Raw genomic sequence first — 12,652 nt, 5'->3', positions numbered from 1 at the left:
ACCCCGAAAAAATGGGGCTTACTAAAAATAAAACGACCTTAATGATACCATTAAAGTCGTTCTAATTTGTGTCAGTCATTAACACCTAGTATTACGAATACCAAGTACGCTTACTAAAAAAACAATCCGGCTTCTAACTGAGCTTCTTCGCTCATCATATCGCGAGACCAAGGTGGATCAAAAACCAGCACGACCTTCACCTCTTTAACATTGGGTACTTTTTCAACGCGATATTTGACGTCACTGACCAATACCGGCCCCATACCACAACCAGGCGCTGTGAGGGTCATGTTGATCGAGACCGATTTACTCGACTGATCCAAGGTTACGTCATAAACCAAACCAAGCGATACCAAACTAATCGGAATTTCTGGATCATACACCGTATCTAATGCTTGCCAAACCTGCTCTTCATTGATGTCAGACGACCCTAAATCGTCAAATTCCAATATCTCTGCTTGTTGGCCAATCGCCTCAGCATCGGTGCCATCAATGCGCAACATATTGCCCTGCCAAGTCACCGTATAATTACCACCGAGACTCTGATTAATGGTAATAAATTGACCTTCTGGAATCACCGTCGGCTCACCACTCGGCACTCGACGAGCGGGACAATCCCGCTGTGTTACGACCATTTTTTGCATGAAACTTAACTCACACTAAAGCTTTCGCCACAGCCACATTCTGCTACAACGTTAGGGTTATTAAATTTCACCACCTGATTAACACCTTCACGAACCAAATCGATCTCGGTACCACTCAACATAGCCATGGATTTAGCATCGACAGCAAGCGTCACATCACCAAACGACAGAACGGTATCTTGCTCTTCTGCTTTTTCAACAATATCCAAAACATAAGCGAAGCCGGTGCAGCCACTTTCTTTGGTACTTAAGCGAATTAAATTACCCGACAAAGCAGCTAACTTCGCTGCAAAATACTTTTCAGCCGCTACAGTCAAAGAAACACTGGTCTCAGGGTCAAATGTAGTTACTGTCATAAAACCTCCTATGCCAACATGCTGCGTACTTTTTTCAACGCAGTAAACAAGGCATCTACTTCCTCTAACGTATTGTAAATCGCAAACGAAGCACGCGCCGTACCAGGAACATTAAAACGCGCCATCAGAGGCTGAGCACAATGATCCCCTGTTCGAACTGCAATACCTTGGCGATCTAATAAAAAGCCGATGTCTGCTGGGTGACCTTGTTCCATCACAAAGCTTAATACGCCAATCTTATTTTTTGCTCGACCAATCACGGTCAAACCGTCAAACTCATCCGCCAGTTTCGTCGCATGAGCCAACAAAGCTTTTTCATGCGCGGCGACAGCTTCTTGATCCAATGCAGAAAACCAACGTATGGCTTCCCCCATGGCAATGGCATCCGCCACATTCGGTGTGCCTGCTTCAAAACGGTAAGGCAAGACATTCCAAGTAGCGTCTTGCAGCGTCACAGTGGAAATCATCTCACCCCCCGTACGCCACACAGGCCAATCGGCTAAGACTGACTCTCGCCCCCACAACACACCGATCCCCATAGGACCATATAATTTATGTGCGGAGAAAGCGTAAAAATCACAACCGATGTCTTGAACATCCGCCCAGCCATGTGCCGCACCTTGCGCCCCATCAATCAATACCAAAGCACCCACGGCTTTGGCTTTAACCGTCATCTCTTTCACCGGATTAATGGTGCCCAGAGCATTAGAAACATGGGGAATCGCGACAAACTTAGTACGCTCATTTAACAGAGACTGATACGCCGCCAAATCCAACTCACCCTCATCCGTAACAGGCACGGTTTTAAAGGTTGCCCCTGAGGCTTTACAAGCCTGCTGCCAAGTCACCAAATTCGCATGGTGGTCCATCCCAGTTGCGATTACCTCATCGCCCGGTTGCAACAACGAAGATAAGCCATTAGCAATGATGTTAATGCCTTCCGTCGTCCCTGTCGTCCAGATAACTTCTTCACGCTTAGGGGCATTCAGAAACGCGGTCACAATATCGCGAGCTTCTTCAAAATGGCGAGTCGCTTCGTCCGCCAGACGATGCGCTCCACGATGAACATTGGCATTGCAAGTGGTGTAATAATTCACCAGAGCATCAATAACACATTGCGGCTTTTGCGTTGTCGCAGCGTTATCAAGGTACACCAAAGGATTCCCATCGATTTCACGCTTTAAAATCGGAAACTCGTCACGAATGGCAGAAACATCAAAACTCATTCTATTCCTCGCTTACTTAACTTCCATTTGCGCAAAACGCTCACGGATAATAGGACGAACCCATTCTGCTAAGGCTTCATTTGGCATCAAATCGATCAATTCATTAATAAAACCAAAATTCAGCATCACTTGTGCTTTTGATTTACTAATGCCACGTGTCTCTAAATAATAAAGCGCCTGCTTATCAATTTCGGCAATGGTTGCACCATGAGCACAACGCACATCGTCAGCGTAAATTTCCAATTCGGGCTTAGTATTGATTTCCGCTTTATTCGACATCAACAAATTGCGGTTATTCAACTCAGCCAAGGTTTTCTGTGCATCACGATGAATATGAATACGGCCGTTAAATACCGCGCGTGCGCGATCTGCCACAATACCGCGCACATTCTCTTCGGTGGTGCCATTTGGCATTGCATGCTCAACCGTCGCATGCAAATCAAACAACTCTTTACCATCCAACAGATACATTGCATTGAGTTTGGCATCGGCAAATTCACCAGCGTGAATAATGTCCGTATCCAAACGAGACAACTCACTACCAAAGCCAACAATCGTACTGTGCATTTTTGACTTATCGCTCAGTTGGAAGTGACTGCCGCCAATGGTGAGATTCGACCCTGTTTGCAATGCAAAACGATAATGCTCTAGAGACGCGTCTGCGGCCACATCGTATTCAACAAATGCCGTACTGAGACTGTCACCCTGCGACTGAACATCTTCAATCACGGCTAACTGAGCACCTTTCTCTAAACGCACTAAAACACGAGTATGAGATTCCGCCCCAGTGCTTAACAAAGAACTGATTCGCAATGGCTCAGCAATCTTAATACCTTCCGCCACGGTAACCAGCAACACGTCTTTCGCGAGAGCATCATTCACCAAACCGAACAAGTGACGCTCCGGCTTAATGTTTGAAAAAGAACGCAACGCTTCCGCTTGTTGCTCTGCGGACAGATCTTGACCAAGCTGCACCGTCAAACCGGTTGGCAAAGTTTTGGCTGACTGTAAGACGTCAAATTGACCATTTACAAACACCAACTCAATCGCAGAGACATTCGGAATCGCTACGGGGGTCAAGCCAGACTCACGATCTAATGCTTTCGCCGAGCTACGTTCAACGGCTCTTAGAGGCGTGTAGCGCCAAGCTTCTGTTTTGCGTGTTGGCCATTGAGTATTCGCCAGAACATCAAGTGCTTGAGCACGCTTTGGTGCGAGCCAGTCTTGATTTTCCTGCCCTCGAGCGATGGCACTTTCTAACCATTCACTCATGCGTTACCCCTCTAACTCATCTTCAGCTGGTTCTGTTTGCAACCAAGCATAACCTTGCGCTTCCAATTCATGAGCCAAAGAAGCATCACCACTTTTCACAATTTTTCCATCTGACAAAACATGCACAAAGTCAGGCTTAATGTAATCTAACAAGCGCTGGTAGTGAGTCACAACAATGAAACTACGCTCCGCTGAACGTTGACTGTTAACGCCTTCTGCGACCACTTGCAATGCATCAATATCCAAACCTGAATCGGTTTCATCCAAGATGCAAAGCTTCGGCTTGAGCAACAACATCTGCATCAGTTCGTTACGTTTTTTCTCACCACCAGAAAAGCCTTCATTGACGCCACGCTTTAGGAATGACACAGGCAAATTAACCTGTTTACAAGCCGCTTTGGCTTCTTTCAGGAACTCCGCCGAAGTCACAGCCTCTTCGCCACGCGCTTCACGTTGAGCGTCAACGGCGGCTTTTAGGAACTCAAGATTGCTAACGCCCGGAATTTCGACTGGGTACTGGAAAGCCAAAAACAATCCAGCGCGAGCACGCTCTTCCGTTTCCATATCAAGCAAATCTGCGCCGTCTAAAGTCACACTGCCACTTTCGACAGAATAACCATCACGACCGGACAACACGTAACCCATGGTACTTTTACCGGCACCATTTGGCCCCATAATGGCATGCACTTCGCCCGGCTTAACCTCAAGGTTAAGGCCTTTAATAATGTTCTTTTCTTCCACGCTGGCGTGTAAATCTTTAATCGTCAATAAATTCGACATGCTAAACAATTCCTTAACCTACAGAGCCTTCAAGGCTAATTTCTAGTAACTTGCCCGCTTCTACGGCAAATTCCATCGGTAATTCTTTAAAGACTTCTTTACAGAAGCCGTTGACGATCATCGAGACCGCTTTCTCTGGATCTAGGCCACGTTGCTGACATAAAAACATTTGCTCATCACTGACCTTAGACGTCGTGGCTTCGTGCTCAACAATGGCAGAAGGGTTGCGACTCTCGACATAAGGGAAAGTATGTGCGCCACATTGATCACCGATCAACAAAGAGTCACATTGAGTAAAGTTACGTGCGCCTTCTGCTCCTGGATTCATTCGAACCAGGCCACGATAGCTGTTATTACTCTTACCGGCTGAAATGCCTTTCGAAATGATGGTCGACTTGGTGTTTTTACCAAGATGAATCATTTTGGTACCGGTATCCGCTTGCTGACGACCTCGCGTCAAAGCAACCGAATAGAATTCACCAATACTGTTATCGCCTTTCAGTACGCAACTAGGGTATTTCCAAGTGACGGCAGAACCCGTTTCAACTTGCGTCCAAGAAATCTTGGCATTGGTATGACAAACACCGCGTTTGGTCACAAAGTTATAAATACCACCTTTGCCTTCTTCATCACCTGGGTACCAGTTCTGAACCGTCGAGTATTTAATTTCTGCATCATCTAATGCAACCAACTCAACCACAGCCGCATGCAACTGATTTTCATCTCGCTGAGGCGCCGTACAACCTTCCAGATAACTCACATGGCTACCTTCATCCGCGATGATCAAGGTACGCTCAAACTGACCGGTATTTTGCTCATTGATACGGAAGTAAGTAGACAATTCCATAGGACAGCGAGTCCCTTTTGGAATGTAAACAAAGGATCCATCTGTAAACACCGCACAGTTAAGCGCCGCGTAATAATTGTCTTTTTTAGGCACCACACTGCCTAGGTATTTTTTCACTAGATCAGGGTGTTTGTGAATGGCTTCCGAGATCGGACAAAAGATCACACCCGCTTCTTCGAGTTTTTCTCGAAAAGTGGTAACAACAGAGACAGAATCAAATACGGCATCAACCGCAACACCGGCCAGCATTTGCTGCTCAATCAACGGAATACCAAGCTTTTCATAGGTTCGCAATAACTCAGGGTCCACCTCGTCTAAAGACTTAGGCTTATCTTTCATACTCTTTGGCGCGGAATAGTACGAGATCGCCTGAAAGTCGATTTTGGGGTAATCCACCAAAGCCCAATCAGGCTCGTCCATTTTTAACCAATCACGAAAAGCACTTAAACGCCATTCGAGCATCCATTCAGGTTCACCTTTCATTTCTGAAATACGACGAATGACATCTTCATCCAATCCTGGCGTAAATGTTTCTGATTCCACATCAGACACAAAACCCGCTTCGTATTCCCGTGCCAGCGCCTTATCTATCTGCTCTGTCATATAAAACTCACTCATTATTGGAACCGACTAAGGGGACATATTCCCAGGAAGGCTCCACACCATTAATTGATTATCTAATCGAGAATAGCCGCACTAATTTTGCTGCTATCAAAGCCAAGCGGTCGACTTTCAAGATTTTGTCGCTCCGCTACTTGGCGCACATCATTTCGGCGCACCAATTGCTCTAAACTAATTTGACTTAAAAAGTCATGTATTTGATCACTCAAGTCACACCACAAATGGTGGGTTAGACAAGTATGGCCACTCTGGCAGTCACTGCGCCCTTTACAGCCTGTCGCATCGACTGACTCATTCACCGCATCCACAATTTGTGCAACGTAAATGTCATCATTAGAACGACTCAAGCGATAACCTCCGCCAGGGCCACGTACACTGATAACCAAAGCCTTCTTACGAAGTTTGGAAAACAATTGCTCAAGATAGGAAAGGGAAATCCCTTGTCGCTCAGAAATATCCGACAAAGAGACCGGCCCTTTGCTCGAATGTAATGCCAGATCTAGCATGGCGGTTACGGCATAGCGACCTTTTGTTGTAAGACGCATAAGCTACCCAATTAATACTTTCTGTGAGCCTAAATAATACACAAAACCAAGTGTTTTGATCAAGTATTTACCCGACTAAAATACTAGGTTATTAACCAACCAACCAAATTTTCGTGCGCATTTTACGTGGACTTGCATAAAAACTAAACCGCAGAATGCATTTTGAGCCGAAAATCATCGACAAACAGTCCCATAAAAAGCCTCCTAATTATCCAAAAATCGCTTAGAATAAATAGAAATCCATTCATCGATAGAAGAGTCATTATGAAAGACAACAACGACAATTCATCAAACAGCGCAGGACAGAAACCCAAAAGCGTCCTTGTACCCTTTCTGCTCTGCTTTATTCTCAGTGTCGGGGCGTCTGGAGGCATCAGTTATTTTCTCGTCAGCTCCTCTAAGGACGATCCAGAACTAGAGAGCACTTTAAGTAAGTACGATGCTCGCATCACCGATGTGCAGAATGCTCAAAAGAAATACAGCCTTCAAATTGATAAAATTGATAAAGACAGCGAAGAACTCAAACTGTATCTTCGACACAGCAGTGCAACCGCCCTAAAAAACATCCTGATTAATCAAGAAGAGAACATTCAGTCTTACCTGAAAGTCATGAAATCGGCTATGAACGATTTATCACGCATCACGCCAGACAGCGCAGATTGGAACAGCCAATACCAATACCGTTTGGACTTGGCCTTGAAAAGCAGTTTAGAAAGAGAAGATTTGTTGCGTTTACTGAAAACGGGCGAGCCCAACGAAAAAGCCTCACAGTAATGAGGCTTTTCTAAGGCAATGAATGAGGATCGTGTCCTTCATTATTGACAGTCTGGTTAAATACTCGCCGCCAAAGTCGTACCTTGCTTGATGGCGCGCTTAGCGTCTAACTCAGATGCCACGCTCGCCCCACCAATCCAATGCATCGGCTTGTTTAATCCTGCTTCCAATAAGCGGTTTGATTCTTGCCCTGCACAAATAACCACATTATCCACTTCTAACACCTGATCTTTGCCGTCTACAGACAAATGTAAGCCCTGGTCATCAATCTTGTGGTATTCACAACTGGACAACAGAGTCGCCCCTTTTTTCACCAACTCAGTGCGATGAATCCAGCCAGTGGTTTTACCTAAATTCGCCCCAACTTTACTCTTCTTACGTTGTAACAGAAAAATTTCTCGTTCAGCAGGTTCAAATTTTGGTGTCATACCTTCAACACCACCACGAGCCCCTAAGCTCATATCCACCCCCCATTGCGACATAAAGTCTTCGATCTTCTGGGTTTTATAGGTTTCAGCATGAATAAGGAATTCCGAAATGTCGAATCCAATACCACCAGCACCAATCACCGCTACTCGCTTACCGACGGGGTGACCATCCATCACATCGAGATAACTCAGCACTTTTGGATGATCGATACCATCAATCCCTGGGGTGCGAGGCAAAATCCCCGTGGCTAACACCACTTCGTCCGCATCAGACTGATTCAGAAAATGCGCATCCACTTTGGTATTCAACTGTAAATTCACCCCAGTTAATGCCACCTGACGCTTAAAATAGCGCAAGGTTTCATAAAACTCGCCTTTACCAGGAATACGCTTGGCAATATTAAACTGCCCTCCAATCTCACTCGCAGCATCGTACAGGGTCACATCATGACCACGCTTAGCCGCCGTTGTAGCAAACGCTAAACCAGCAGGACCAGCCCCTACTACAGCAATGCGTTTCTTTTCTTCTGTAGGCGCAATGATCAATTTGGTTTCATGACACGCACGAGGGTTCACTAAACAGGAGGTTAATTTGTTGGCAAACACATGATCTAAACACGCTTGATTACAACCGATACAAGTATTGATCTCGTCGGCTCTGTTTTCTTGCGCTTTTACTACAAATTCAGGGTCCGCCAAGAAGGGTCGCGCCATCGACACCATATCCGCATCGCCTCGAGCCAACACCTCTTCCGCCACATCTGGCGCATTAATTCGATTGGACGTGACCAAAGGCACATTGAGGGACTGCTTTAATTTCGCCGTCACCCAAGTAAAGGCGGCACGCGGTACTTTTGTCGCTATGGTTGGTACACGTGCTTCATGCCAACCTATTCCAGTACTGATGATACTGGCACCGGCTTTTTCAATCGCTAAACCAAGCTCTACCACTTCTTCTAACGTACTTCCGCCCTCAACAAGATCCAGCATAGACAAACGATAGATGATAATAAATTCTGTACCGACCGCTTCGCGTACACGACGCACAACGTCGACAGGTAAACGAATGCGTTTTTCATATTCACCACCCCACTCATCTTCTCGCTGATTAGTACGGGACGCGATAAACTGGTTCAAAAAGTAACCTTCTGAGCCCATGATCTCCACACCATCGTAACCAGCCTGTTTGGCCAATTTAGCCGCGTTCACAAAGTCATTGATTTGCTTTTCAATGCCTTCATCAGTCATAGCTTCTGGTTTGAAAGGATTGATCGGAGCTTGAATAGCAGATGGCGCCACCAGCTTTGGATTATAGGAATAACGACCAGTATGTAAGATTTGCATACAAATCTTACCGCCTTCTTGATGTACAGCCTTAGTAATGACCTGATGCTCTGCGACATCTTTTTCAGACGCCATGACCGCCGCCCCTGCGTACACAACACCTTCAGCATTTGGCGCAATACCACCTGTCACAATTAAGGCAACACCACCTCGAGCACGCTCTGCATAAAAAGCCGCCATACGCTCAATGCCACCTTTGACCTCTTCTAGACCTAAATGCATTGAGCCCATTAGCACACGGTTTTTTAGTTGAGTAAAACCAAGATCCAAAGGCTGAAATAAATGTGGGTAAGTTGCGTGACTCATAAGCGACTCTCTTATTATTTTGGCTTAAATTTTAACCATTGCAGCTGCCCGCTCGCAATGTTGACACCGTCAAGATAAGTTTTCATTTTGACATTGTCAAGTTAGCCGGATAATAATCACCACATGACAAACTCAAAAAAATATCATCATGGTGATCTCACCAAGTCGTTACTGGATTCCGCTTCCAGTTTAATCAAAGAGCATGGCGTAGAAAGTTTAAGCATGCGCAAACTGGCCGATGTCGTTGGCGTATCACGCACTGCGCCTTACCACCACTTTAAAGATAAAAATGCTCTCTTATGTGCCTTAGCAGAAAAAGGCTTTTACGAGCAGGAAGAACTGCTTTGCCAGCTACTCAAAAAAACGCTACCAACAACAGACCTGTTTAAACAGTATGTACACCTTTACTTAGAATACGCGCAACAGCACAGTGAAACTTATGACCTCATGTATGGACGAGTCATCTGGAAAGCAGGCACTCCGACCGACAGCTTAGTCGCGGCCTCGCGACAAACGTTTAAAACCTGGATTGATTGGGTAGAGACACTGCAACAGGCAAACATCTTACCTGCGGACAACAGCCCCCTAAGAATTGGCCAAACAACTTGGGCCAGCCTGCATGGATTGGCGAGGTTCTATCTAGATGGGATTTACTTAGACAAAGAAGATTTAAGCGGCATGGTCGATCAGATGATCAAAAACCTATGCCGCTCAACTCATTGAACCCTTAAATTTAATTAAGGGCTTGACGAATAAACTTAATGAAACAAACGCGCTTCAAATAAATGAGATTGTTTGAAGCGATCTAGTGTCTTCGCACCAGCTAACACCGCCAGATCCAATACAGGTTCCAATAACACAACACTCATATACGCCACACCAAAGCTGGCAACGGAGCTAAAATTTTCTGCCCCAAAGCCTTGCCCATAAAAAGCCCAGAAAGCGACCCAAGCCACAATACCGCCTTGGTACATAAGGGACAGCTGCAATGTTTGTTTATAAGAAATATCAACATACGCCGTATTAGGTGAAATGATTCGTTTCGCCACCATGGACATAGCAAACAATGGCAACAATAAGGTCGTCATATTCATACCATATTGCGGCAAATCAAACGGCGCAAAAAACACCCCTTGAATCAATAAACCTGATGCCAAACCAATGGCCGCCGCAGCCGGACCAAATATGAGGAATAAGGTCGAGCCCAATATAAAGTGAACTTCTGACACCCCAACGGCCTGATGAGGCAGCACTTCAAAAAAGAATAAAACCAACAAACTGGTCATCAGGCTTCTTCCCAATAGTGAGAACAAACCGGACTGTTTCATTAATTCCACTGCCGACTTGAGGGTTAATCCCGCTGCCGCCAAAGCCGTACCATAACTCAATAACATCTTGGCGCCGTCAACTACGCCCGCTTCAATATGCATGTTTTATCTCCTAATATGCAACACACTCACCCGTATGCGCTAAATCAGTGTCTACTTATATAGACGCTCTCTATGAAGGCCGGTCTCCGGACTTGTTAGCCTATTAATCGATCAACATTCGCGACTCAACTCCTTCCCACCTTCGCAGTGCAATTGAATCTGTTAACCAAAGCGTAAACATACCGTTGCGGGGGCAGCACAGGCTTAGTTTTCACGTACCTGTTTCCCGTTTACTCCGTCGCCAGCTTTTAGGTTGCGACATGACACCTTCATAATCCATTACCCTGACGTACTTCAATTAAGCGACAGAATACGCCAAAAAGACTACTGCCTCTGTCTTCATTAGGCAATTTTAAATCGGTATTATTTTTATTTATGGGAAAACCATGTGATACCCAGCCTAAACAACAACAAGATGTAATTTTTCGTTACCAGTTTGTACTCTGAATCGTCTCTAGATGATCATTCAAGCATCAGAAACAACCACTCATAAAACCTTAACGCTTTGATTTAATTTGTATTTTGAAAAAACATGAAAAAGCGTACAACAAATACATCAATGATATTTCCTTGAGCGGAACCGCCATTCACAAAAAGACACTATTTCATCGCAAATAAAACACTAGAATTTACACTCTATTATTGCGATGAAATTTGCGAGTTAGCATGCCTCATAGGAAAGTGAAGATCACACTGGTTAGTTTGTTGTGCTCATTTGGTTTAGCCTTCTTTTTAGGAGAAGCCGAAAGCAAACGACTATCACAACAAGCCTCCGCCGAACTAACGCAAAATAACGAAAAACAAATCGCCTTCCTAGAGAATTTATTCCATTCCATTTCTCTGGTGCTAAATCAGACATCAGGCCTCTATAAAGGGCAATGCAATACCGACGTTCTAAACTTCATGCGAAAGTCTATTTTTAATATTGATGGTGTGATCGAAGTTGGTATTGTGAAACAAGGTAATAGTAGAGGCACTTTAACCTGCAGCTCATGGGGCGAAAGTGAGATTCAAGTTCGTAATCCTGAGCCTCATGAAGGGTTCAAGTTTTCAGGCCCACACATTTCCAATTTGTATAACGAACAAATTTATGTAATAAAAAAATCAACTCAAGAAATTGAATTCAATGCTTTGATCAAACACTCCTCCATTGATAATTTACTGCAAAACATCAAGATCGATACCCAGCCCAAAGGGATAGAGCTTAAAAATAATGAAGCGGAATTGCCTTCTGAATTCATAAACAATCTTTATTTCAGTTACCAAGACAAACAAGACCTGAGCGCGTCTTCTGTGTTTTATCTTTCTATCTTTGTGTTGTCGTTTTTGTTTTTTCAATTTGTCTCGATTCCTTTTTTAATCTTCTTATCAGACAAAAAAAGGTTAAAACGCAAAATCTATTCCGATACCTTTTTTAATGTCTACCAGCCTATTATTGATTCTCAGAGTGGCTCTATTTTTTCATATGAAATTTTCACTCGCTGTCAAGATCAGGAACACGCTACAGGTATTATTAACAGCATCAAGAAACATAACCTCTACGTCGACCATACCTTGTGGCAGCTGGATAAGCTTTCGACAGAACGCAGCCATTTCCATTGTAAAAACTTTCAAATCAATCTGTCTGCCAAACATCTGGTCAATAGTAAAATGATGGTTTATTTATCTTCCATTGAGGCCGCCGCACGACAAGAAATCATCATTGAAATCACCGAAGACGAGGACTTGTTTCTCAATCGAGAAAAAATCCAAACGACCATAAAAATGCTCAAAGAGCTAGGTTACCGTTTTGCTTTGGACGACTTTGGATCTGGCTTTTCGAACTTCTCTTACATTTTCGAGTTTGACTTCGATTTCATTAAGATCGACAAGAGCATTCTTAAATCAAAAAATGGCGAGTTTTTAGTGCCTTTCATTGAAATCTTCAAAACCCTCAACATCCCCTGCATCATTGAAGGCGTAGAAGACAAAGAAGACCAAGATAGATTAACCAGTCTTGATGTGCGTTATCACCAAGGCTGGTTCTATGGCAAACCGCAAAAAGCCGGTATGGCTTAATAAAAAACCGAATAAGATACA

The 12,652-nt window shown here is 44.4% G+C and carries 12 protein-coding genes and 1 riboswitch; of the genes, 3 read left to right on the top strand and 9 right to left on the bottom strand.

The window, feature by feature from the left end; genetic code table 11:
• Window positions 1-113 precede the first annotated feature (113 nt).
• From sufT to iscR, 7 genes are all read right to left on the bottom strand, one after another.
• Window positions 114-644, bottom strand: a complete 531-nt coding sequence (gene sufT, locus OA79_RS07980) for a putative Fe-S cluster assembly protein SufT (RefSeq protein ID WP_063332698.1) — start codon at window positions 642-644, stop codon at window positions 114-116.
• A 5-nt stretch (window positions 645-649) separates the two neighbouring features.
• The gene (locus OA79_RS07975) at window positions 650-1,000 is read right to left on the bottom strand and encodes a HesB/IscA family protein (protein WP_063332697.1); all 351 of its coding nucleotides are present in this window, start codon (window positions 998-1,000) and stop codon (window positions 650-652) included.
• An 8-nt stretch (window positions 1,001-1,008) separates the two neighbouring features.
• Complete coding sequence (locus tag OA79_RS07970) at window positions 1,009-2,226, bottom strand: aminotransferase class V-fold PLP-dependent enzyme (RefSeq protein WP_063332696.1); 1,218 nt, start codon at window positions 2,224-2,226, stop codon at window positions 1,009-1,011.
• Between the two features lie 12 nt (window positions 2,227-2,238).
• Window positions 2,239-3,498, bottom strand: a complete 1,260-nt coding sequence (gene sufD, locus OA79_RS07965; RefSeq protein ID WP_063332695.1) for a Fe-S cluster assembly protein SufD — start codon at window positions 3,496-3,498, stop codon at window positions 2,239-2,241.
• Between the two features lie 3 nt (window positions 3,499-3,501).
• Window positions 3,502-4,278, bottom strand: a complete 777-nt coding sequence (sufC, locus tag OA79_RS07960) for a Fe-S cluster assembly ATPase SufC (protein WP_063332694.1) — start codon at window positions 4,276-4,278, stop codon at window positions 3,502-3,504.
• 13 nt (window positions 4,279-4,291) lie between these two features.
• Window positions 4,292-5,728, bottom strand: a complete 1,437-nt coding sequence (gene sufB / locus OA79_RS07955; RefSeq protein ID WP_063332693.1) for a Fe-S cluster assembly protein SufB — start codon at window positions 5,726-5,728, stop codon at window positions 4,292-4,294.
• A 74-nt stretch (window positions 5,729-5,802) separates the two neighbouring features.
• Complete coding sequence (gene iscR, locus OA79_RS07950; protein ID WP_063332692.1) at window positions 5,803-6,291, bottom strand: Fe-S cluster assembly transcriptional regulator IscR; 489 nt, start codon at window positions 6,289-6,291, stop codon at window positions 5,803-5,805.
• Window positions 6,292-6,555: 264 nt separating this feature from the next.
• Between iscR and OA79_RS07945 the strand changes: the two genes are divergently transcribed.
• Window positions 6,556-7,065 carry a hypothetical protein gene (locus OA79_RS07945; RefSeq protein ID WP_063332691.1) on the top strand — a complete coding sequence of 170 codons (510 nt, stop codon included), beginning with the start codon at window positions 6,556-6,558 and terminating at the stop codon, window positions 7,063-7,065.
• Between the two features lie 56 nt (window positions 7,066-7,121).
• Here OA79_RS07945 and OA79_RS07940 read toward each other — a convergent pair whose 3' ends face one another.
• On the bottom strand, window positions 7,122-9,143 hold the full coding sequence (locus tag OA79_RS07940; protein ID WP_063332690.1) for an NADPH-dependent 2,4-dienoyl-CoA reductase: 2,022 nt from the start codon (window positions 9,141-9,143) through the stop codon (window positions 7,122-7,124).
• A 123-nt stretch (window positions 9,144-9,266) separates the two neighbouring features.
• On the opposite strand from OA79_RS07940, the gene OA79_RS07935 reads away from it, so the two are divergent.
• Window positions 9,267-9,866, top strand: a complete 600-nt coding sequence (locus OA79_RS07935) for a TetR/AcrR family transcriptional regulator (protein ID WP_063332689.1) — start codon at window positions 9,267-9,269, stop codon at window positions 9,864-9,866.
• 35 nt (window positions 9,867-9,901) lie between these two features.
• Here OA79_RS07935 and OA79_RS07930 read toward each other — a convergent pair whose 3' ends face one another.
• Entirely contained in the window at window positions 9,902-10,573 is a 672-nt protein-coding gene (locus OA79_RS07930) for an energy-coupling factor ABC transporter permease (protein WP_063332688.1), read from the bottom strand.
• 60 nt (window positions 10,574-10,633) lie between these two features.
• Window positions 10,634-10,859: riboswitch (cobalamin riboswitch) on the bottom strand.
• Window positions 10,860-11,239: 380 nt separating this feature from the next.
• Here OA79_RS07930 and OA79_RS07925 point away from each other — a divergent pair.
• Complete coding sequence (locus OA79_RS07925) at window positions 11,240-12,631, top strand: EAL domain-containing protein (RefSeq protein WP_082825418.1); 1,392 nt, start codon at window positions 11,240-11,242, stop codon at window positions 12,629-12,631.
• The last annotated feature ends 21 nt before the right edge of the window (window positions 12,632-12,652 follow it).

The sequence above is a fragment of the Marinomonas sp. TW1 genome, assembly GCF_001625355.1.
Classification (GTDB): Bacteria; Pseudomonadota; Gammaproteobacteria; order Pseudomonadales; family Marinomonadaceae; genus Marinomonas.
The sequence above is the reverse complement of the archived record's forward strand: the minus strand, read 5'-3'. Positions and strand labels throughout refer to the sequence as shown.